Source organism: Variovorax sp. YR634, from assembly GCF_900106655.1.
Classification (GTDB): Bacteria; Pseudomonadota; Gammaproteobacteria; order Burkholderiales; family Burkholderiaceae_C; genus Variovorax.
Genome location: NZ_FNOL01000009.1, coordinates 92570 through 112742 on the forward strand (window position 1 = coordinate 92570; position 20173 = coordinate 112742).

Consider the following 20173-nt stretch of genomic DNA (forward strand, 5'->3'; position numbering starts at 1 on the left):
TGTCTCTTCTATCGTGGGGAGATCGGGGGAGCCCAAGTATCGGACTTCTGATTGATTGCTTCCAATCCATTTTCAAGCACAGATTGATATGCTTGGCATATGAATGAAGCCCTGATCGACCTGCGGGCCTGGCGCCAGTTCGTCGCCGTGGCCGAAGAGCTGCACTTCGGCCGCGCCGCGCTGCGGCTGCACATGACGCAGCCACCGGTCACGCAAGCCATTGCCCAGCTCGAGAAGACGCTGGGCGTGGTGCTGTTCGACCGTACCCGGCGGCGCGTGGCGCTCACGCCGGCCGGCGAGGCCTTGCTGCCAGATGTGCGCGAGCTGCTGGCCCGCGCGCAGGCGCTGCCCGCCCGGGCCCGCGCGGCGGCGGCGGGGCAGGTGGGCCGGGTGCGAATCGCCTTCGTCTCGACCGTCGGCTTCGAGCAACTGCCGGCCTGGGTACGCGAGTTTCGCGTGCTGTGCCCAGAGGTGGCGCTGGAGCTGGTCGAGGCCACCGGCGACGTGCAGCTCGAAGCCTTCGCGCGCGGCGAGATCGATGCGGGGCTGATGCTGCATTCGCCCGGTGCGGCGCCGCCTGGGCTGGCCCGGTTGCCGGTGGAGGAAGAGGCGCTGGTGCTGGCCCTGCCGGCGCAGCACCGGCTCGCCCGCACACGGCCCGTGCCGCTGGCGGAGGTGCTGGCCGAGCCGTTGGTGATCTTTCCGCGCCGCATCGTGCCCTCGCTGCACGACGCGGTCTTCGACCTCTATCACGCGGCCGGCCGCGTGCCGCAGGTGGCGCAGGTGGCAATCCAGATGCAGACCATCGTCAATCTGGTGTCGGGCGGCATCGGCGTTGCCTGGGTGCCGCACAGCGTGATGCAGTTCCGGCGCTCGGGTGTCGTCTACCGGCAGGTCGACGAGTTCAAGGGCGTGGGGCGGCGTCGCGTGGTGTTGCCGGCCTGCGAGACAAGCCTCGTGTGGCCCGCACAGGCCGCGCATCCGGCGCTGGCGCGCTTCGTGGCATTCGTGCGCGAGCGCACGGCGCGGGCCCAGGAGAAATAGCGGGCAGGGCGCCTGCCTTTGCCTCTATCTGCGCGATGCCCGCGCGCCACCCGTCTTCGACACCGCTCGCGGGTCGAGCGAATCGGAGAGCAGGGTTTCGAGCCAGCCCGCGAAGGCCTGCACGCGCCGCGACAGGTTGCGCCGGTGTGGGTACACGAGCTGCACCGGCAGCGGCTCGGCACGTGCGTCTGGCAGCACCTCGACCAGCTCGCCGGCCGCGAGGTGCTCGCGCACGTCGTATGCCGGAATCTGGATCAGGCCCAGGCCGGCCAGTGCGCAGGCGATGTAGGTCTCGGCATTGTTCGCCGCCACCTGGCTGCGCATGCGCAAGCTCGCGGTTTCCCCGTCGCGCTGCCATTCCCAGGGAGCGGCGCGCCCGCTGGTCGGCGAGGCGTAGTTGACGGCCATGTGCTGCGGCAGATCGACGGGCGTGCGCGGCGTGCCGTGGCGTGCCAGGTAAGCCGGGCTTGCGCAGTTGATCAACGTGAAATGCCCGAGCGGCCTTGCCACCAGGCTGCTGCTGGCCAGCGGACCCACGCGCAGCGCACAGTCGACGCCTTCGAGCACGAGATCCACCGCGCGGTCGCTGGAGCCCAGTTCGAGCTCGATGGCCGGATGGCGCTCGAAGAAGCCCGGGAGTGCTGGCGCGATCAGCCGCCGCGCGATGCGGCTCGGCACGTCGACCTTGAGCCTGCCGTTCACCTGGCCGTGCGCGGGCAGGAACTGCTGCTCCATGTCTTCCATGTCGGCCACCAGCGCGCGGGCACGCTCCAGCATCACTTCGCCGTCGGGCGTGAGGCCCACCCGGCGCGTGGTCCGGTGCAGCAGGCGAGAGCCGAGGCGGGTTTCGAGCTGCTGCACGGCCGTCGAGATGGTCGCGCGCGGCAGGCCCAGACGGTCGGCGGCGCGCGTGAAGCTGCCGGCTTCGGCCACGCGCACGAAAACCTGGAGGAGGTCGATGCGGTCCATGGGTAATCTGGATTGTTCGCGATTTACTTAACAGTCTAGCCTTTGCTGGGTGATTTATCCGCGGTGTGCTGATCAATAGACTGAATGCTCCCGTCACGCATCACCCTCTACAAAGGAGTCCATTCATGTCCGCACGCACTCTCAAGAACAAGGTCGTCGTCATCGCCGGCGGTGGCAAGAACCTCGGCGCCCTCATTGGCCATCAGATGGTCGACGGCGGTGCCCGCGGCGTCGCCATTCACTACAACAGCGATGCCTCGCGCGCCGATGCCGAAAAAACCGCCGCCGCGCTCAAGGCCAAGGGCGCCGACACGCTGCTGGTGCAGGGCGATCTCTCGGTGGTCGACAACAGCGTGAAGCTGTTCGACCAGGCCGTGAAGCATTTCGGGCAGGTCGACATCGCCATCAACACTGCCGGCGTGGTCATCAAGAAGCCGATTCTCGACGTCACCGAGGCCGACTACGACAAGAGCTTCGACGCCAATGCCAAGGCTGCTTTCTTCTTCATCCAGCGGGCCGGCCGCACGATGGCCGACGGCGGCAGCATCGTCACGCTGGTGAGCTCGCTGCTGGCGGCCTACACGCCGTTCTATGCGATCTACCCGGGTTCGAAGGCGGCGGTGGAGCACTACACGCGCGCCGCGTCGAAGGAGTTCGGCGAGCGCGGCATCTCGGTCAACGCGATCGGCCCCGGCCCCATGGACACGCCGTTCTTCTACGGGCAGGAGAGCAAGGAGGCCGTCGAATACCACAGCAGCGCCGCCGCGCTCAGCAAGTTCTCGAAGAAGGGCCTCACCGACATCGAAGACATCGCACCCATCGTGCGCTTCCTCGTCACCGAAGGCTGGTGGATCACCGGGCAGACGATTTTTGCCAACGGCGGCTACACCACACGCTGATCCGGCAAGATGCCGCCTGGAGGACGAACGACATGCACACGATCATGGTGATGGGCGGCGGCTTCGTGCTGCTGGTGGTGTTCCTGCTGGCCGCGCGCTTCATGGGCGACGGCTCTTCGGCGGCGCTGGCCGTGGCGGCCAAATGGTTCATTCCGGCGTGGTTCATCGGCGCGGGCATCAACATGGCCGTGGGCGTGATCAAGGCGGGGTACTCGGTGGCCGAGGAACTGCCGATCTTCCTGCTGATCTTCGCGGTGCCCGCCGTGGTGGCGGGGCTGCTGTGGTGGAAGTTCGGGCGCTAGTTCTTCGGTAGCGGCCTGAATATCCCCGTCCCGGCCCCGACATTCGGCCGGGGCACAATCCGCGGATGCTCATGTATCCGCAGATCAACCCCATCGCCCTGCAACTCGGGCCGGTGGCCATTCACTGGTACGGCCTGACCTACCTGGCCGCGTTTGCGCTCTTCTATTTTCTCGGCACGCGCCGGCTGCGGCATGAGCCGTATCGCTCGCTGGTGGGCGCAGGCGCATGGCAGCGCAGGGACATCGAGGACATTCTTTTCCTCGGCGTGATGGGCGTCATCGTCGGCGGGCGGCTGGGTTATTGCCTGTTCTACAAGCCCGAGTTCTATCTCACGCATCCGCTCGAAATCCTCTACGTGTGGCAGGGCGGCATGAGCTTCCACGGCGGGCTGCTCGGCGTGATCGGCGCGATGGTCTGGTTCTCGCGTTCGCGCGCACGGCCGTTCTGGCAGGTGATGGATTTCGTTGCGCCCTGCGTGCCGACAGGTCTGGCTGCCGGTCGCGTGGGCAACTTCATCAACGGCGAGCTGTGGGGCCGCTTCAGCAGCCCCGATCTGCCCTGGGGCATGGTGTTTCCGCAGAGCGGATCGATGCTGCCGCGCCATCCCTCGCAGGTCTACCAGTTCCTGCTCGAAGGGCTGCTGCTTTTCGTGGTGATGTGGCTCTATGCCCGCAAGGAACGCAAGCAGGGGCAGGTGGCCGCGGTGTTCCTGATCGGCTACGGCGTGCTGCGCTTCGTGGCCGAGTACTTCCGCGAGCCTGACGATTTCCTCGGCCTGCGTGCACTCAACCTGAGCCAAGGGCAGTGGCTCAGCGTGCCGATGGTGATTGCCGGCATTGCGCTGTGGTTCTGGTTCGGTCGCTCGGGCACCAAGACAGCCACCGCGCGCGCTTGAGCCTCTTCAATCGGAAGTTCGCAGGGTAAGTACCAGCCGCGCCGGATCGGGCGCAGGCTCAGAATTACGCGTAATTACAGGAAATTACGTCGCACTTGCTGCCCCGATCCGTATGCGCCTGGTCCCCAACTCCCTGCACGATGAAGTCGCCGCCACGCTGCGCGAGCAGATCTTCGACGGCACGCTGACTCCCGGCAGCTTCCTGGACGAGGCAGCCCTGTGCGAGCGGCTCTCCATCTCGCGCACGCCGCTGCGCGAGGCGCTCAAGGTGCTTACCGCCGAAGGCCTGCTGCGGCACGAGCCGCGGCGCGGCTGCTTCGTCAACGAGGTGACCGAGCGCGACCTCGACGAGATCTTCCCCGTCATCGCGCTGCTCGAAGGCCGTTGCGCCTACGAGGCCGCCCGCAACGCCAGCGACGCCGAGCTGCACGAACTCGACGCGCTGCACGAGCGGCTGGTGCGCCACGCCAAGGCGCGCCGCATCAACGACTACTACGCCACCAATCACATCATTCACGAGGCGATCATCAAGCTCGCTGACAACAAGTGGCTGGCGCAGGTGATCGGCGACCTGCGCAAGATCCTCAAGCTTGCGCGGCTGCAGCAGCTGCATGCGCCGGGGCGGCTCGACCAGAGCCTGTCGGAGCATCTGGCCGTGTTCGCCGCGCTCAAGGCGCGCGACAGCGAAGGCGCCGACGCCGCCATGCGCACGCACATGACCCGCCAGCGCGAGGCGCTGCGCGAAGTCATGCGCAATCAGAAATCCAGGGTGATGCCGTGACCATCCCCTCAAAAATTGGAGTGCCCCGATGAGTGCGACCGAATGGTTCCAGGCGCGGCTGCGTTCTGGCGAAAAGTCCAAAGTGCCCGTGGCGCCCGAAGCCGCTGCCAAGAGCGCGCCGAAGAATGCGCCCAAGCCCAGCGCACGCTCGACCGCAGAGCGCCTGCAGGTCACTCTGCGCAAGGCCGACGAAGCCCTGTCGCCGCGCGCGCTGCGCCGCGTGCTGGCCGACCTGCAGGCCGTGATCGACCCGCGCGTGAGCGAGGTCGAGGGTGGCCGCCGCGCCCACGCCATCGCGGACGCCTACCGCGCCGCCACGGCCGAGGAGCGCCGCGACTACTGGGCGCTGATGAGCGAGCATTTCGCCGCCGATGCGCAAAAGCTCAAGACTGCCCGCGACCAGCACCAGGCGGCGGTCGGCACGCCCGACGAAGGCCAGGCCGAGCTGCGCCTGCGCCGCGCGCTGGTGTCGCCGCGCATGCGCCTGCTGCAGCGCTTTGCGGTCGAGCCTGAAGGCATGCGCTTCCTGGTCGACCTGCGCGCCGACCTGCTTCCGTGCCTGAAGGCCGACAAGCGCCTGCTCGCGCTCGATGCCGAGCTGGAGCAACTCTTCTCCACCTGGTTCGACGTGGCCTTCCTCGAACTGCGCCGCATCGACTGGGATTCGCCCGCCTCGCTGATCGAAAAGCTCATTCGCTACGAAGCGGTGCACGACATCAAGAGCTGGTCTGACGTGAAGAACCGGCTCGACGACAGCGACCGCCGCTGCTACGGCTTCTTCCATCCGCGCCTGCCCAACGAGCCGCTGATCTTTGTCGAAGTGGCGCTGGTCGATCGCATCAGCGACGGCATCACGCCGCTGCTCGACGAAGCCGCCGTGCCCGTGCTGCCGGCAAGGGCCACCACCGCGATCTTCTATTCGATCAGCAACACTCAGAACGGCCTGCGCGGCGTGAGCTTCGGCGATTCGCTCATCAAGCGCGTGGTCGAGACCCTGCAGGACGAGCTGCCGCGCCTGAAGACCTTCGCCACGCTTTCGCCGATTCCGGGCTTTCGCACCTGGCTCGCGAAGAACGCCGCCGACCTGCTGCCGCGCCTCGACGAGAAGCGCGAAGCCGAGCTCGGCCGCCTCGTCGGCTCATTGCCGCCGACCGCCGAGCGCCTGCTCGCCGCGGTCGACGCGGCCGCCACCTTCGACGCGAAGTCGCCGCTGCGCCAATGGCTGATGCAGGCCGCCGCCGAGTACCTCGGCCGTGCGCTGGTCGACGGCACGCCGGCCGATCCGGTTGCGCGCTTCCACCTGGGCAACGGCGCCCGCGTGGAGCGCCTGAACTGGGCCGGCGATCCGTCGCCCAAGGGGCAGAAGCAGTCTTACGGGCTCATGGTCAACTACCTCTACGACCTCAAGCGCCTGGACAAGCATCGCACCTGGCTGGCGGATGGCAAGGTGGCAGTATCGGGAGACGTCGAAAGCCTGTACTTCAAAAAAGGCTGAAGTCCTTATCGGAAAGTCCCAAGCGCCGGCGCCGCAAGCGCCTGCAACAGCCGCATGGTGCGGCAAGATCCACAACGACAGACAGGAGAAGAGACATATGAACCCAAGCTTTCAACGCCGCGACGTCCTGCGCGTGGCTGCCGCCGGTGCGGCCGTTCTCTGCGGCGCAGCGCGGGCCCAGCAGGGCTGGCCGACGAAGCCCGTGACGATGATCGTGCCGTTCCCGGCCGGCGGCGGGACGGACGCGTTCGCGCGGCCGCTGTCGGGGCAGTTCTCGCGGCTGACGAACCAGTCGCTCATCATCGACAACCGCGGCGGCGCTGGCGGCACGCTGGGTGCGAGCGTGGCCTCGAAGGCTTCGGCCGACGGCTACTCGCTGTTCATGGGCGCGGTGCACCATGCCATTGCGCCGTCCGTCTATCCCAGGCTCGACTACGACATCGAGAAAGACTTCGTGCCGCTGATGCTGCTGGCCAACGTGCCGCAGGTGGTGGTGGTCAATCCGCGCCGCGTGGCGGCCAACAACATCAAGGAATTCATCGCGCTTGCCAAGGCCAACCCCGGCAAGCTGAACTACGGCTCGGCTGGCGCCGGCACCTCGCACCACCTGGCCGGCGAGTTGTTCAAGATCCAGACCGGCACTTTCATCACGCACATTCCTTACCGTGGTGCCGGGCCGGCACTGGCGGACCTGATCGCCGGCAATGTCGACCTGATGTTCGATGGCCTCGGTTCCTCGGCCCAGTACATCAAGAGCGGCCGCATCAAGGCACTGATGGTGGCCGGCACCAAGCGCAACCCCGCGTTCCCCGATGTGCCGTGCGCCGCGGAGGTGGGCTTGCCCGACTACACCGTGACCACCTGGTACGGACTGTGGGCACCACGGCGCACGCCCGCCGACGTGCAGCCCCAGATCGTCGCCGAGATGCAGAAGGTGCTGGCGGCTGACGACATCAAGAACATCTGGGCCCAGAACGGTTCGGAAATCCCGACCCTCACGGGCCCTGCCTACGGCAGCTTCGTGAGTTCCGAGATCAAGCGCTGGGCCACGGTGGTGAAGGCCTCGGGCGCAAAGATCGAATGACAGGCGGCAGCGGCATCTCGTTGCGCCAGGAAGGCGCCATCGCGTTCGTCACGTTGTCGAACGCGGGGCGCCTCAATGCCATGACGCGCGCCATGTGGCGCGAGCTGCGCGCCGTGTTCGACGGCCTGCGCAACGACGATGGTGGCCTGCGCTGTGTCGTCGTGCGCGGCGAGGGCGGGGCCTTCTGCGCGGGCGGCGACATCTCCGAGTACCCGTCGTTCCGCTTCGAAGAGCCCAGCCTGCGCGAGTTTCACGAGAACGAAGTATGGGCCGCGCTGCAGGCCATGCTCGACTGCGCGCTGCCACTCGTCGCGCAGATCGAGGGCGCCTGCATGGGCGCGGGCATCGAGATCGCGAGCTGCTGCGACATCCGCCTGGCCGGCGCGTCCGCGAAGTTCGGCGCGCCCATCGCAAAGCTCGGTTTTCCGATGGCGCCGCGTGAAGCCGCGCTGGTGCATGGCGCCATTGGCGACGTGCTCGCGCGCGACATGCTGCTCGCCGCTGGCGTGCACGGTGCGCAGCGCCTGTACGACGCGGGCTTCCTGCTGCAGGTGCTGCCCGACAACGAAGTGGCTGCCGCCGTGCAGTCGCACGCCACGCGCATCGCCGCGCTCGCGCCGCAGGCCGCGCGCCTGCACAAGCAGACCTTTGCCGCACTGCGGGCCGGAGCCCCGTCGGCCCGCGACCTGCTGGCCACCGCCTACGACTACGCCGACTCCGCCGAACACCGCGAGGGCATCGCCGCCTTTCTCGCCAAGCGCACCCCGAATTTCTGAAGATAAGAAACCGTCAGATGAAGAAGACCGCCAACGCCAACCTGTTCGCCGCCCTGCGCGCGGCTTTCCCCGCCGACCTCGACAGCATCGCCGTCGAAACCGACAACGGCCTGTTCTATTCCTGGCGCGACATCGAGCGCGCCAGCGCCATGATCGCCAACCTGCTCGATACGCTGAAGCTGGAGAAGGGCGCGCGCATCGCGGTGCAGGTCGAGAAATCTGTCGAGGCCATGCTGCTGTACCTCGCCACGCTGCGCGCGGGCTATGTGTTCCTGCCGCTCAACACCGCCTACCAGAGCGCCGAGATCGAATACTTCATCGGCAACGCCGAGCCGGCCGTGGTGGTGTGCACCAGCCGCAATGCGTCGTGGGTGGGGCCGATCGCCAACGCGGCGGGCACGCAGCACGTCTTCACGCTGGACGACGACCGCACCGGCACGCTGCTCGAAATTGCCGCGCAATGCAGCGACAAGCACACCATGGCCCAGCGCAAGGCCGACGACATGGCCGCGATCCTCTACACCAGCGGCACCACCGGCCGCAGCAAGGGCGCGATGCTCACGCACGGCAACCTGCTGTCGAACGCCCGGGTGCTGAAGGATTATTGGGGCTGGGTCGAAGGCGACGTGCTGATCCACGCGCTGCCCATCTTTCACGTACACGGCCTGTTTGTCGCGCTTCACGGCGCGCTGCTCAATGGCAGCAAGATGCTGTGGTTCTCGAAGTTCGACCCGAAGCGCGTCGTGCAGAAGCTACCCGAAGCCACGGTGTTCATGGGCGTGCCCACCCTGTATGTGCGGCTGCTGGCCGAGCCGGGTCTCACGCGCGAGGCGGTGCGCAACATGCGCCTGTTCGTCGCTGGCTCGGCGCCGCTCTTGATCGAGACCTTCGACGAGTGGCGCGAGCGCACCGGCCACACCATTCTCGAACGCTACGGCATGAGCGAGACGGTCATGCTCACGTCGAACCCCTACACCGCCGCACAGGGCGAACGCCGCGGCGGCACTGTCGGCTTTGCGCTGCCGGGCGTGCAACTGCGCGTGCGTGACGACAGCGGCCGCGACTGCACCACCGACGAGATCGGCAACATCGAGGTCAGCGGCCCCAACGTGTTCGCGGGCTACTGGCGCATGCCCGAGAAGACGAAGGAAGAGTTCACCTCCGACGGCTTCTTCAAGACGGGTGATGTGGGCAAGATCGACGGCCTGGGCTACATCGTCATCGTCGGGCGCAGCAAGGACCTGATCATCAGCGGCGGCTACAACGTGTACCCGGCCGAGATCGAGGGCTACATCAACGAGATGGCCGGCGTGGCCGAGAGTGCCGTGGTCGGCGTGCCGCACCCCGACTTCGGCGAGGTGGGCGTGGCCATCGTCATCGCGAAGGCAGGTGCTTCGCTGGATGCCGAGGCCATCGTGGCCGACCTGAAGGCCAGGCTCGCGAACTTCAAGATTCCGAAGCGCTGCTTCGTCGTGCCGGAACTGCCGCGCAACGCGATGGGCAAGGTGCAGAAGGCGCTGCTGCGCGCGGAGCACAAGGCGCTGTTCGCGGCCTGATCGAATCGGCTCATGCAACGGGCGCGAGCCCGTTCATCAGCCCGCTGCGCGCGTGGCAGTTGATGTACTCGTAGCTCTGCTCGTCGGCCTTGAGCACCGACACCTCGTGGTACACGCGCAGCTGCAGCTGAAAGTTCAGCGCCTGCACATAGCGCATGAAGCTGCCGAAGATCGCGACGTGCGTGGGGTGCGACTCGGCCCAGCGCTCCATGTCGGCCAGCGAACGCCAGTAGCTCAGGCCGAAGGACTTCTGCAGCGGTGTGCCTTTCGCGTCGAGGTGGTGCATGTAGCGGTTGCTGTAGCAGCCGATGCCCAAGCCTTGGTCGCGCAGGAAGTCCATGCCCTCGCGCAGCACCGGCTCCATGTCTTCCAGGTAGAGCGTGCGCTCCTGCCCGGTGGTGTCGGTCCATTCCTGGCCGGAGCGGATCATCGCGATGTTCTCGTGGCCCGCGATGCGCACGCGCTGGCCCGGAGCCGGCGTGCCGGCAATCACTGCACGCGTGCCCGAAGGCGTCATCGCATCGGTCTGCGAGAGCGGGATGCGGTCGCGCATCGAACCCCAGTAGCCGTGCTCCTGCAGTTCGCCGCTGACCTCGCCCATGACCACGCCGACGCCCTCGAAGCGGTCGGGTGTGTTGAACATCGTCTCGAAGTGCTCGACGCGCGGCGACGCGATCTCGCGGAAGTAGCCGAGGCCTTCGTTGAGCCGCTCGTCGGAGCGCCACCAGGCATCGATTGCGGGCGTGGCGCACCAGCGTGCGTAGGCCGCGGCGTCGCTCCAGTAGGCGATGGCGATCATGTTGTCGAAGCCCTCGGCATCGACGTAGTGCGTCAGGTCATGGTGGCCTGGGCCGTCGGGCAGGGCGAAGTCGCGGGCGATCTTCATCAGCGCGGCGCAGGCGCGGCCCTGCATTTCGGGGCCGCGCGATTGCACGCCGAAGTAGCCCATCACGACCTGCTTCACCGATGTTGGCGCACGGGCCGACCACACGGGGTAGGGCGGCGTGTAGTCGTCTTCCACGCGGCGGTGCCGCGTGCGAGGGCACTTCAGATGCTCGGCAATGGCGGATTCCATGGCGTGCCTCCTTGGGTTCAGGCCGCGACCGGCTCGGGCACGCTGCTCTCAGGCTCGGGCGTGTGCTGCACCACCACGGGTTCGCGGCGCGTCTTGTTGAGCAGCAACTGGGTGACGTCAGGCCGCGAGTAGTGGCCGCTGGGATCGGCCGCCGCCTTGGCGAGCGAGATCATGCCGAGGTCGATGTCGGCGATGACCAGACCCTCTTCGTCTTCCGCCAGCGGCGTGCCCAGGGGTGAACCGTCGGGCGCGTAGATGCGTGCAAAGCCGCCGCCAGTGCGCAGCATCTGCTGCTTGCCCGCGTCGGTGCACATCAGCTCGCTCATGGCCTTCGACACGGTGGCGCAGGGCGCGACCACGAAGCACTGGCCCTCGGCCGCATACACCTGACTCGCGGCGTTGTTGACCTCGGGGCCCAGCGCGTAGGCCGCGCCGCGGTACAGCGAAAAGCTCGGCCATGCGCCGCAGTGGATCTGCTCGTTCTGCGAATACATCGCGTACTTGCTCAGCGGCTGCAGGTGCTCCCAGCACGAGAGCGAGCCGATGTTGCCCAGCGCCGTCTCGACCACGGCGAGGTCTGAGCCGTCGCCTTCGCCGAACACCGTGCGTTCTACGTGCGTGGGCTTGAGCTTGCGCCGCGTCTGCGCCGTGTTGCCCTGGTCGTCGATGAGCGCCTGCGCAATGTAGAGGCTGCCCGCCGCCTTCTCGCTGTAGCCAAGCGACACCCAGATCTTGAGCTTGCGCGCTGCCTCCCTGATGCGGTCGAACTCGGCCGAGCCTACGACCAGCGAGTTGTCGTGATAGCGCTGCACGAACTGCATGCCCCAGGCCGGCGAATCGAGCCAGATCCACCATGGGTAGCCGGGCACCCAGGTTTCGGGAAAGGCGACGAGCTGCACGCCCTGTTTCGCGGCCTGTGCCATCAGGTCGATGGTCTTGTCGATGGTGCCGTCGAGATCGAGGAACACGGGGGCGGCCTGCACGGCGGCAACGCGCAGCTTGGGGTGGACGGTGGTCGGCATGGTGGTTCTCCAGATGCAATGAAAGTAACGAGGCGTCTTCCGCACCTACAGCGCACCGGGTTTGCGCTGTGGCATGCGGGTTGCTTGAAGCGTAAATTCGCGCCGCCGGAACGCCTTGACCCGGATTGGCGGCGTTCTTGTTCCAGCGTTGCATGCCCTTGTTGCCAAGGCTTTCCGAGGACCCCCCGATGACCCAGTTGCTCAGCACCGACGCCGTCCCGCGGGACCAGCGGCTTGCCTACTGGACCGACATGATCTGCAACGTCTACGTGCAACTGGGCTGCGATCCCGTGCGCGAAGGCGATACCTGCGATTTCGAAGGCAGCATCCGCCAGCACGCGCTGCCCGGGCTCGACGTGTCGGTCGTCACCTCGGGCCCGCAGAAGGTGATGCGAACGCCGGGGCACATCTCGCACTCCAGCGACGACTACTTTCTCGTGAGCATCCAGGCGCGCGGCCGTGGCGTGGTGCGGCAGGACGGCCGCGACGCCGTGCTCGCGGCCGGCGACTTCGCGCTGTACGACAGCACGCGGCCTTATCAGCTGCTGTTCGACGAGTCCTTCGAGCAGATCGTGCTCAAGCTGCCCGGCGAACGCCTGCGCAGCGAACTGCGCGACACTGAGGCGCTGACGGCCACCACGGTGTCGGGGCGCGCGGGCGCGGGGCACCTGCTGCTGGGCATGATCCACACGCTGCGCGAAGACATCGATACGCTGCAGCCCGCGTCGGCGCTTGCGGTGGCCAACGGCGTTCAGAACATCCTGGTGGCGGGACTGCAGACGCTGCCTGCGGCGAGTGCGCCGTCGCTCAGCAATCTCACGGCGTATCACCTCGCGCGCGTGAAGCGGCTCATCGACGAACAGCTGGCCGACCCGTCGCTGTCGGTGGGCACGCTGGCGGCGGGGCTGGGCGTGTCGGTGAGTCACATCCACCGCGTGTTCAGGAGCGAGCCGCTGACGCCATCGCAGTACATCTGGGAGCGCAGGCTGGAGGCGTGCAGCCGCGACCTGCTGGAGCCGCGCCTCGCGGGCCGGCCGGTGGCCGAGATTGCCTATGGCCGCGGCTTCAACGACGCGGCGCATTTCAGCCGCGCGTTCCGCGAGCGCTTCGGCTGCTCGCCGCGCGAATGGCGGCAGCAGCGCATACAGTAAGAAGGGCTACTGGACCAGCATCACCGTCGTGTTGGTTTCGGCGACCACCTTGGTGGCGACCGAGCCCATCAGTGCGCGACCGAAGATGCCGTGGCCATGGGTGCCGAGCACGATCAGCCCAGCTTGTGCCGCCGCGGCCGACTTGAGGATTTCCTCGGCCACATGGCCGTGGCGCGAGTCGATCGTGTAGTTGCTCACGCCGCTCTCGGCGAACAGCGCCTTCACCGGGTCGAGCACCTTGGCATTTTCCTCGGCGTAGTAATCCGTCACCAATTCTTTGCTCAGGTGGCGTGCGACATGGCCCGAGATGCCGGTGCACACGTGCACCACCACCAGTTGGTGCCCGTCCACGAACATGGCGCGATTGGCAAGCAGGTAGTCGAGCGCCTTGCGGGTGTAGGCGCTGCCATCGACGGCGATGAGGATTTTCATGAAACCCTTATACGGCGCGGCTTCGCGCACCGCAACGGGGCGTACCTCAGGCCCGAAGGGCTTTGCCCGGCAGGATCAGCCGTGCAGGCCCTTCCAGAGCATGTAGGCCGCGAGCAGGTAAAGGATGCTCGCGAACACGCGCTTGAGCTTCTTGACCGGCAGGCTGTGCGCTGCCTTCGCGCCCAGCGGTGCGGTGAACACGCTGCACAGCGCGATCACGGCCAGCGCGGGCAGCCAGATGTAGCCGAAGGAGCCAGCCGGCAGGCCTTGCACCGACTGGCCGCTGACCGCATAGCCGAGCACGTTCGCCACCGCGATCGGAAAGCCCAGCGCCGCGCTGGTGGCCACCGCGTTGTGAATGGACACGTTGCACCACGTCATGAACGGCACGCTGATGAAGCCACCGCCCGCGCCCACGAGGCCCGAGATGAAGCCGATCGCGCCGCCCGCCGCGAGCTGGCCGCCCGTGCCCGGCATCTGCCGCGTGGGCGCGGGCTTCTTGTCGAGGAACATCTGCGTGGCCGAGAAGCCCACGAACAGCGCGAAGAAGATGGCCAGCGCCGTGCCCTTGAGCAGCGAGAACACGCCCAGGCTGCCAGCAAGGCTGCCGATGACGATGCCGGGTGCGAGCCGCCGCACGATGTCCCAGCGCACGGCGCCGCGCCGGTGGTGCGCGCGCACGCTGGACACCGAGGTGAAGATGATCGTCGCCATCGAGGTGGCGATTGCCATCTTCACCGCGAGGTCGGCCGGCACGCCGCGATGGCCCATGATGATCGTGATGAACGGCACCATCAGCATGCCGCCGCCGATGCCCAGCAGGCCCGCGAGAAAACCGGTGCCGAGGCCGAGAGCGGCGAGTTCGGCGATCAGGAGGGGGTCGAGCAGGGCAGCGATATTCACGGGAAAGTCACGCAAGAGAAGTGAGGGGTTGGAAAAAGCAACGGCCCCGAGCAGTGGATGCAGGGGGCCGTGGCAGGAAAAGGTGTCTGCAGGTGATGTGCCGGACCCGCATCCTGAACCAGGGTTCAGGTGGGCGAGGGCAGCAGGACTTCGGGTTCATCTGACGCGAGATGATCACGCCCGTCGAGCGATGTACCAAGCCCGGCTCCGGAGAGCATTGGAACAAGGAAATATTAAGCCCGACACAGTCTGCAGACGGACTGGATTTTACGCCTCGTCCGTCTTCGTGCCAGCCTTATTCAGAGTAAATGTCCATCGCCAGCCAGGGCCTGATCGAGTTTCTGGATGAGCTGCGTGGCCTTCGCGTCGGTTTCGACGCTGTCTGCAGCCGAAGTGGCAACTGATGCCGCGGGCGCTGCGACAACAGCGGCCTGCTGCGCGGCGAGGTCGAACGCCAGGTTCAGCGAAGCCAGCACCGCGATGCGGTCGCGGGCCTTGACTTTTCCGGCATCGCGGATCTTGCACATGGCTGCGTCCACGCGTTCGACGGCTTCGCGCAGCTGCGCCTCGCCGCCATCGGGACAGCCGAGCAGATAGCTCTGGCCCATGATCTGTACTTCAATCTGCTTCATGCGGGGGAATCTTCGGAGGGTGGTTCAGCCGGCAACCGTTCGAGCAGGGCATCGAGGCGCGTACGTGCCGCAACGAGCCGCGACTTCAGGGCGTCGCGTTCGCGCGTGAGCGCATCGACCTGCTCCTGCAGCAGCGCATTGGTGCGTTGCACCTCTTCGTGACGCACAAGCAGTCGTTCAACACGCTCGGCGATCTGATCGATAGGGCTGGAGGCGGGCATGGTTGGCGATTGTAGTTTCCCAAGGAAGCGGCCCCCAGGCGGTGCCTGGGCGTGGCATGGATTCTGCTGCCTTCCAGTTGCCTTTCAAACTCCAATAGCCAGTCAATGACCACGAAGAACAACACTTTATTCAGTCGGCGCGACCTGCTTACGCTCATCGGCAAGACCGCAGGGGGCGGCGCGATGTACCAGGCGATGACCTCGCTGGGCTTTGCCGCCGAATCCAACTACAGCGGACCACCGAAGCTCGATGGCGCAAAGAAGGGTGCGTCGGTGCTGGTTCTTGGCGCAGGCCTGGCCGGCATGGCCGCCGCGCTCGAACTGCGCAACGCAGGCTACTCGGTCAAGGTCCTCGAGTTCAGCAATCGCGCGGGCGGCCGGTGCTGGACGCTGCGCGGCGGCGACACCTTCACCGAGCTGGGTGGCGCCGTGCAGCAATGCGGCTTCGCCAAGGGCGAGTACTTCAATCCGGGGCCGTGGCGCATTCCCTATCACCACCATGCGGTGCTGGGCTACTGCAAGCGGCTGGGCGTGGCGCTGGAGCCTTTCATCCAGGTCAACTACAACGCGCTGGTGCATTCGAGCAAGGCCTACGGCGGCAAGCCGCAGCGCTACCGCCACGTGCAGGCCGACTACCAGGGCTACGTCGCCGAGCTGCTCGGCAAGGCCACGACGCAAGGCAACCTCGATGCGGCGCTGACGAAGGAAGACAAGGAGAAACTGCTCGAAGGCCTGCGCCGCTGGGGCGCGCTCGACACGCAGTTCCGCTATCTCGAAGGCACCGTCAGCAGCGACCGCCGCGGCTATGAAGTCGATGCGGGCGGCGGCCTCATGCCGTTGGCCAAACCGTCGAAGCCGCTCGACATGAGCGAGCTGCTGCAATCGAATCTTTGGCGTTACATCGCCAGCGGGCAAGACTACGAATTCCAGAGCGCGATCTTCCAGCCCGTGGGCGGCATGGACATGATCGCCAAGGCCTTCCAGAAAGAAGTGGGCAGCCTGATCCGCTACGGCGCCAAGGTCACGAAGATCGAGCAGAACGACCGCGGCGTGACGGTCACCTACACCGATGCATCAAAGGGCGGCGCGGTCACGCAGGCCAAGGCCGACTGGTGCCTGTGCACCATTCCGCTGTCGGTGCTCAGCCAGATCGACATCCAGGTGGGCTCGGCAATGCAGGAGGCCATCAACGCCGTGCCTTACGGCGCTTCGGTGAAGGTGGGCCTGCAGTTCAAGCGCCGCTTCTGGGAAGAAGACGAGCACATCTACGGCGGCATCAGCTACACAGACCTGCCGATCTCGCGCATTTCGTATCCCTCGACGCGCTATGGCGCCAAGGGCAAGTCGGTGGTGCTGGGCGCCTACGTGTTCGACGGCCCGAACTCCTACGAATTCACCGCCATGGCGCCCGAGGAGCGCGTGCGCCGCGCGGTCGAGTTCGGCACGCAGCTGCATCCGCAGTACGCGAGCGAATTCGACAACGGCATTTCCGTGGGCTGGCACCGCGTGCCCGGCACGCACGGCTGCTACGGCATATGGACCGACGAGACGCGCCAGAAGCACTACAAGAACCTGTGCCAGGTCGATGGCCGCATCGCGCTGGCTGGCGAGCACGCTTCCTACATTCCGGCCTGGCAGGAGGGCGCACTGCTCTCGTCGCTCGACGCCATCCAGCGGCTGCATGCCCGCGCCGTTGCGTGAAAGCCGAGTGAAGGACACACCCACCATGAACAACAACATCACGACCTTCAAGCGCGCGTTGCTCGGCCTTTCGCTGGGCGCGCTGGCCTCGGTGGCCGGCCAGGCCGCTTTCGCGCAGTCGCCGGAGCCCGTCTTTTCCGTCGGCCCCCGATTCCAGGAGAGCTCGGGCGAGGCGATCTACCGCGCGACCTGCCAGGGCTGCCACATGGCGCAGGGGCAAGGGGCGAAGGGCGCAGGCGCCTATCCGGCGCTCGCCTCGAACCCGCGCCTCGCGAGCCCGGAATATCCGCTCTACGTGGTGATCAATGGGCAGAAGGGCATGCCCGCCTTTGGCAAGATGCTGAGCGACGAGCAGATCGCTTCCGTGGTCGGCTATGCGCGCACCCATTTCGGCAACCAATATCCTGACGCCATTGCGGCGGAGAGCGTCAAGAAGCTGCGGCCTTGATCGGCCTTCTTCTTTCGATACCTGGCAGATCCTTTCTTCATCCATCCCAGCAGAGAGACAACACGCATGACCATGACCTCCATCACGAAGAAGCTGGCGCTCGTCGCCGCACTGCTCGCAGCCGGCACCGGCGCCGCCCATGCGGCCGATGAAATCATTCGCCACCGCATTCCGAATTCCACCTTCCCGATCTCGGCAGCGGTGGAGGTGCCGTCCTCGTTCACCAACGTCTACCTCTCGGGCCAGGTGCCGCCGCTGCAGGACGCGACCGCGCCCAAGAACAGCGCGGCGGCCTATGGCGGCGACACCAAGGGCCAGACCGTCGGCGTGCTCAAGGCCATCGAGAAGAGCCTCACAGGCCTGGGCCTGACGATGGGCGACGTGGTGAAGATGCAGGTGTTTCTCGTCGGCGATCCGGCCAAGGACAACAAGATGGATTTCGCCGGCTTCATGGAGGGCTACACCCAGTTCTTCGGCACCACCGCCCAGCCCCGGCTGCCGGTGCGCTCGGCGATGCAGGTAGCGGCGCTCGCCAACCCGGCCTACCTGGTCGAGATCGAGGTGATGGCGGTGCGTCCCGCCAAGTAGAAAAGCAGTGCTGCGCTACTCGCTCAGCCGCACGTAGGTGGCGAGCAGCGCGCTCTTGGCAACAATCCCGAGCAGCACAGGGTTGCCGGCGCTCTCGATCACGGGCAGCCGTTCGCCCAGGTGATCGAGAAAACGCTGCAGCGCCTCGCCCAGCCCGGTGTCGGCGGTGAGCGGCTGGATGGCCTGCGAGAGCAGGGCGCCCGCGGTCGTTTCCGCTGGCGCCGTGCCGAGCGCCGAAAGCGGAACCACGCCGAGGTAGCGGTTGCCTGCATCCACCACGTACAGGTACTTCACCGGGTGCTGTAGGAAGAGCTTGCTCATGGCCTCGCGGTCCGCCTCCGGGCCCACCACCGTTTCGGCCGGCTGCACCAGGTCGCGCATGTGCAGCCCGCGCAGGCGCATCTGCGTGTCGCGCTGCTCGTTGCGGTGCAGGGTGATCTCGTACATCGAGCCGGCATTGGCCGAGCGCGCGACGAAATACGCGATGACGCTCGCCGCCATCAGCGGCAGCATGACCTGGTAGCTGAGCGTCATCTCGAAGATCATCAGGATGGCCATCAGCGGCGCCTGCGTGGCGCCCGCCAGGAATGCGCCCATGCCGACGATGGCATAGGCGAACGGCGCCGAGGTGGCCGCCGGCCACAGCGCCTGCGCGCCAAGGCCGAACAGCGCACCGACCATGCAGCCGAAGAACAGCGCCGGCGTGAACACACCGCCCACCGCGCCCGAGCCGGCCGTGGCCATCGTGGCGACCGCCTTGGCGACCAGCACCATCGCGATCAGCGTCCACGGCCAGGGCGTGTGCAGCACTGAATTGACCACGCTGTAGCCGTTGCCCCAGACCTCGGGCATGGGCACCGACACCGCACCCATCACCAGCCCGCCCAACGCCAGCCGCCACGGCAACGCAACCGGCAAGCGGGAGAACAGCGCACGGCTGCCCTGCAGCGCGCGCAGGAAGCCGACCGCCGCAAAGCCCAGCAGCACGCCGAGCACGCAGAACAGCACGACCTCGGTGCCGTGGATCTCCGGGAACGCCGGCATCTTGTAAGGAGGCTGGTAGCCGGGCAGGGCGCGCATCGCGACGTTGGCGACCACCGAGGCAATGATGATCGGCCCCACGCTTTCCATCGCGATAGAGCCCAGCACGATCTCGGCGACGAAGAAGGCGCCGGCAATGGGTGCGTTGTAGGCGGCGGTCAGGCCGGCCGCCGCGCCGCAGGCCACCAGCAACCGCAGCCGCTCGACTGGAAAGCGGAACACCCGCCCCAGCAGAGACGACGCCAGCGCCGCCAGCTGCACCATCGAGCCCTCGCGCCCGATGGAACCACCGGTGCCGATGCTCACCAGCGACGAGGCGCTGCGCACCAGCGTCTGCGCCACCGGAATGCGCCCATTGCCGAGCACGATGGCTTCCATGTAGTCGGAGGCGGCGCTGCGCAAGGCGACGCGTTTCGCCAGCACCAGCAGGCCGCCGGCCACCAGTCCACCCAGCGTGGGGCAGGCGATGCGCGCCCACCAGGGTAGGTGCTTCGCCATTGCCACCAGCCCTTCGCCGGGACCGAGCACCAAGTGCTCGAAGTGATAGAGCGCCGCGCGGAAGAGTTCGGTCGCCAGCGTGCCGAGCAAACCGGCCACGATGGACCACAGCAGCATCGATTGCCAGCCCGAGACACCGAAGACACGCTGCAGCGCCGAACGAAGATTGAGAACTACCGAGGCGGGCCGCATCATGGGCTGGGATGTTAGCTGCGAGCGCCGCCCAGGCGGGAGCACCGAGGAACCGGCTTTGCCGGGCCTCAGGTGTTGCCCCCGGTAGGGGGAAGGAGAAGCGACACGAAGTGCGCGCAACCTGGGGGCGAGCCAAGTCACTGGCATAAAATCCCGCCCGTTGGTGCCTGCGGCGTGGTTCACGCGCCGCGGTTCAACGGGAAGCAGGAGTGGAAGCCCCCGACCTCATCAGGACGGAACAAGGCCGAAGCCGCCTGCGCTGCCCCCGCAACGGTCAAGCAGACGGCGCCGCAAGGCGCCAACCCCTTTCCATCGAAGCCACTGGGTGCCCTGAAACAGGCGCCTGGGAAGGCGGTGAGGGGCCGTTCTGCCAGCCCGGATACCGGCCAACAAGGCGGCTGCCGCATGCGTGATCTGTGCATGGGGCGGCCATGGCGCCCAGGCGCCGGCGGGGAGGCCGGCGAGGG

At 66.9% G+C, this 20173-nt stretch carries 21 protein-coding genes and 1 riboswitch; of the genes, 13 read left to right on the top strand and 8 right to left on the bottom strand.

Annotated elements, in window-relative coordinates:
• Window positions 1–99: 99 nt before the first annotated feature.
• Window positions 100–1044, top strand: a complete 945-nt coding sequence (locus BLV60_RS17150) for a LysR family transcriptional regulator (protein ID WP_093056475.1) — start codon at window positions 100–102, stop codon at window positions 1042–1044.
• A gap of 24 nt (window positions 1045–1068) precedes the next feature.
• Here BLV60_RS17150 and BLV60_RS17155 read toward each other — a convergent pair whose 3' ends face one another.
• Window positions 1069–2013 (bottom strand): LysR family transcriptional regulator, encoded by a 945-nt coding sequence (locus BLV60_RS17155; RefSeq protein ID WP_093056476.1) that lies wholly within the window; start codon window positions 2011–2013, stop codon window positions 1069–1071.
• Window positions 2014–2138: 125 nt separating this feature from the next.
• Between BLV60_RS17155 and BLV60_RS17160 the strand changes: the two genes are divergently transcribed.
• The 8 genes from BLV60_RS17160 (at window position 2139) to BLV60_RS17195 (ending at window position 9802) form a co-directional block, all read left to right on the top strand.
• Window positions 2139–2912: an SDR family oxidoreductase gene (locus BLV60_RS17160; protein ID WP_093056477.1), complete on the top strand. Its 774-nt coding sequence runs from the start codon at window positions 2139–2141 to the stop codon at window positions 2910–2912.
• Between the two features lie 32 nt (window positions 2913–2944).
• Window positions 2945–3214, top strand: a complete 270-nt coding sequence (locus tag BLV60_RS17165; RefSeq protein ID WP_093056478.1) for a hypothetical protein — start codon at window positions 2945–2947, stop codon at window positions 3212–3214.
• Between the two features lie 65 nt (window positions 3215–3279).
• Complete coding sequence (gene lgt, locus BLV60_RS17170; protein ID WP_093056479.1) at window positions 3280–4110, top strand: prolipoprotein diacylglyceryl transferase; 831 nt, start codon at window positions 3280–3282, stop codon at window positions 4108–4110.
• A 112-nt stretch (window positions 4111–4222) separates the two neighbouring features.
• Window positions 4223–4891 (top strand): GntR family transcriptional regulator, encoded by a 669-nt coding sequence (locus tag BLV60_RS17175; protein WP_093056480.1) that lies wholly within the window; start codon window positions 4223–4225, stop codon window positions 4889–4891.
• Window positions 4892–4919: 28 nt separating this feature from the next.
• Entirely contained in the window at window positions 4920–6386 is a 1467-nt protein-coding gene (locus BLV60_RS17180; RefSeq protein ID WP_093056481.1) for a malonyl-CoA decarboxylase, read from the top strand.
• A gap of 97 nt (window positions 6387–6483) precedes the next feature.
• Window positions 6484–7470, top strand: coding sequence for a Bug family tripartite tricarboxylate transporter substrate binding protein (locus BLV60_RS17185; protein ID WP_093056482.1), 987 nt, complete (start codon window positions 6484–6486; stop codon window positions 7468–7470).
• Window positions 7467–8246, top strand: coding sequence for an enoyl-CoA hydratase/isomerase family protein (locus BLV60_RS17190; RefSeq protein ID WP_093056483.1), 780 nt, complete (start codon window positions 7467–7469; stop codon window positions 8244–8246). Before BLV60_RS17185 ends, BLV60_RS17190 begins: the two co-directional genes overlap by 4 nt.
• Before the next feature lie 17 nt (window positions 8247–8263).
• Window positions 8264–9802 (top strand): malonate--CoA ligase, encoded by a 1539-nt coding sequence (locus BLV60_RS17195; RefSeq protein WP_093056484.1) that lies wholly within the window; start codon window positions 8264–8266, stop codon window positions 9800–9802.
• A 10-nt stretch (window positions 9803–9812) separates the two neighbouring features.
• On the opposite strand, the gene BLV60_RS17200 is transcribed toward BLV60_RS17195, so the two are convergent.
• Together BLV60_RS17200 and BLV60_RS17205 are read right to left on the bottom strand one after the other, a co-directional pair.
• Window positions 9813–10877, bottom strand: a complete 1065-nt coding sequence (locus BLV60_RS17200; protein WP_093056485.1) for a phenylacetaldoxime dehydratase family protein — start codon at window positions 10875–10877, stop codon at window positions 9813–9815.
• Window positions 10878–10894: 17 nt separating this feature from the next.
• The gene (locus BLV60_RS17205) at window positions 10895–11899 is read right to left on the bottom strand and encodes a carbon-nitrogen hydrolase family protein (protein WP_093056486.1); all 1005 of its coding nucleotides are present in this window, start codon (window positions 11897–11899) and stop codon (window positions 10895–10897) included.
• 188 nt (window positions 11900–12087) lie between these two features.
• Between BLV60_RS17205 and BLV60_RS17210 the strand changes: the two genes are divergently transcribed.
• The gene (locus tag BLV60_RS17210) at window positions 12088–13050 is read left to right on the top strand and encodes an AraC-like ligand-binding domain-containing protein (RefSeq protein WP_093056487.1); all 963 of its coding nucleotides are present in this window, start codon (window positions 12088–12090) and stop codon (window positions 13048–13050) included.
• 6 nt (window positions 13051–13056) lie between these two features.
• Here BLV60_RS17210 and BLV60_RS17215 read toward each other — a convergent pair whose 3' ends face one another.
• The 4 genes from BLV60_RS17215 to BLV60_RS17230 all read right to left on the bottom strand — a co-directional run bounded on the left by BLV60_RS17215 (window position 13057) and on the right by BLV60_RS17230 (window position 15238).
• The gene (locus tag BLV60_RS17215; protein WP_093056488.1) at window positions 13057–13482 is read right to left on the bottom strand and encodes a universal stress protein; all 426 of its coding nucleotides are present in this window, start codon (window positions 13480–13482) and stop codon (window positions 13057–13059) included.
• 75 nt (window positions 13483–13557) lie between these two features.
• Entirely contained in the window at window positions 13558–14379 is an 822-nt protein-coding gene (locus tag BLV60_RS17220; protein ID WP_093056586.1) for a sulfite exporter TauE/SafE family protein, read from the bottom strand.
• 305 nt (window positions 14380–14684) lie between these two features.
• Window positions 14685–15017 carry a cell division protein ZapA gene (locus BLV60_RS17225; RefSeq protein ID WP_093056489.1) on the bottom strand — a complete coding sequence of 111 codons (333 nt, stop codon included), beginning with the start codon at window positions 15015–15017 and terminating at the stop codon, window positions 14685–14687.
• Entirely contained in the window at window positions 15014–15238 is a 225-nt protein-coding gene (locus BLV60_RS17230) for a hypothetical protein (protein WP_019652365.1), read from the bottom strand. The genes BLV60_RS17225 and BLV60_RS17230 overlap by 4 nt, the downstream gene beginning before the upstream one ends.
• Window positions 15239–15343: 105 nt before the next feature.
• Here BLV60_RS17230 and BLV60_RS17235 point away from each other — a divergent pair, with 105 nt between their 5' ends.
• From BLV60_RS17235 to BLV60_RS17245, 3 genes are all read left to right on the top strand, one after another.
• Window positions 15344–16939, top strand: coding sequence for a flavin monoamine oxidase family protein (locus BLV60_RS17235; RefSeq protein ID WP_218132232.1), 1596 nt, complete (start codon window positions 15344–15346; stop codon window positions 16937–16939).
• 25 nt (window positions 16940–16964) lie between these two features.
• The gene (locus tag BLV60_RS17240; RefSeq protein WP_256329237.1) at window positions 16965–17387 is read left to right on the top strand and encodes a c-type cytochrome; all 423 of its coding nucleotides are present in this window, start codon (window positions 16965–16967) and stop codon (window positions 17385–17387) included.
• 66 nt (window positions 17388–17453) lie between these two features.
• Complete coding sequence (locus tag BLV60_RS17245) at window positions 17454–17975, top strand: RidA family protein (RefSeq protein ID WP_218132233.1); 522 nt, start codon at window positions 17454–17456, stop codon at window positions 17973–17975.
• Window positions 17976–17990: 15 nt separating this feature from the next.
• Here the strand turns inward: BLV60_RS17245 and BLV60_RS17250 are convergent, their stop codons facing one another.
• Window positions 17991–19709 (bottom strand): ClcB-like voltage-gated chloride channel protein, encoded by a 1719-nt coding sequence (locus BLV60_RS17250; protein WP_093056491.1) that lies wholly within the window; start codon window positions 19707–19709, stop codon window positions 17991–17993.
• Between the two features lie 141 nt (window positions 19710–19850).
• Window positions 19851–20112: riboswitch (cobalamin riboswitch) on the top strand.
• Window positions 20113–20173: the final 61 nt, after the last annotated feature.

Bases quoted from the DNA above. Each gene is read 5' to 3' on its own strand.
- BLV60_RS17150 (WP_093056475.1), top strand. From the start codon at position 100: ATGAATGAAGCCCTGATCGACCTGCGGGCCTGGCGCCAGTTCGTCGCC.
- BLV60_RS17235 (WP_218132232.1), top strand. From the start codon at position 15,344: ATGACCACGAAGAACAACACTTTATTCAGTCGGCGCGACCTGCTTACG.
- BLV60_RS17205 (WP_093056486.1), bottom strand. From the start codon at position 11,899: ATGCCGACCACCGTCCACCCCAAGCTGCGCGTTGCCGCCGTGCAGGCC.
- BLV60_RS17185 (WP_093056482.1), top strand. From the start codon at position 6,484: ATGAACCCAAGCTTTCAACGCCGCGACGTCCTGCGCGTGGCTGCCGCC.
- BLV60_RS17195 (WP_093056484.1), top strand. From the start codon at position 8,264: ATGAAGAAGACCGCCAACGCCAACCTGTTCGCCGCCCTGCGCGCGGCT.
- BLV60_RS17250 (WP_093056491.1), bottom strand. From the start codon at position 19,709: ATGATGCGGCCCGCCTCGGTAGTTCTCAATCTTCGTTCGGCGCTGCAG.
- BLV60_RS17225 (WP_093056489.1), bottom strand. From the start codon at position 15,017: ATGAAGCAGATTGAAGTACAGATCATGGGCCAGAGCTATCTGCTCGGC.
- BLV60_RS17215 (WP_093056488.1), bottom strand. From the start codon at position 13,482: ATGAAAATCCTCATCGCCGTCGATGGCAGCGCCTACACCCGCAAGGCG.
- BLV60_RS17230 (WP_019652365.1), bottom strand. From the start codon at position 15,238: ATGCCCGCCTCCAGCCCTATCGATCAGATCGCCGAGCGTGTTGAACGA.
- BLV60_RS17180 (WP_093056481.1), top strand. From the start codon at position 4,920: ATGAGTGCGACCGAATGGTTCCAGGCGCGGCTGCGTTCTGGCGAAAAG.
- BLV60_RS17160 (WP_093056477.1), top strand. From the start codon at position 2,139: ATGTCCGCACGCACTCTCAAGAACAAGGTCGTCGTCATCGCCGGCGGT.
- BLV60_RS17210 (WP_093056487.1), top strand. From the start codon at position 12,088: ATGACCCAGTTGCTCAGCACCGACGCCGTCCCGCGGGACCAGCGGCTT.
- BLV60_RS17190 (WP_093056483.1), top strand. From the start codon at position 7,467: ATGACAGGCGGCAGCGGCATCTCGTTGCGCCAGGAAGGCGCCATCGCG.
- BLV60_RS17175 (WP_093056480.1), top strand. From the start codon at position 4,223: ATGCGCCTGGTCCCCAACTCCCTGCACGATGAAGTCGCCGCCACGCTG.
- BLV60_RS17240 (WP_256329237.1), top strand. From the start codon at position 16,965: ATGAACAACAACATCACGACCTTCAAGCGCGCGTTGCTCGGCCTTTCG.
- BLV60_RS17155 (WP_093056476.1), bottom strand. From the start codon at position 2,013: ATGGACCGCATCGACCTCCTCCAGGTTTTCGTGCGCGTGGCCGAAGCC.
- BLV60_RS17245 (WP_218132233.1), top strand. From the start codon at position 17,454: ATGACCATGACCTCCATCACGAAGAAGCTGGCGCTCGTCGCCGCACTG.
- lgt (WP_093056479.1), top strand. From the start codon at position 3,280: ATGCTCATGTATCCGCAGATCAACCCCATCGCCCTGCAACTCGGGCCG.
- BLV60_RS17165 (WP_093056478.1), top strand. From the start codon at position 2,945: ATGCACACGATCATGGTGATGGGCGGCGGCTTCGTGCTGCTGGTGGTG.
- BLV60_RS17200 (WP_093056485.1), bottom strand. From the start codon at position 10,877: ATGGAATCCGCCATTGCCGAGCATCTGAAGTGCCCTCGCACGCGGCAC.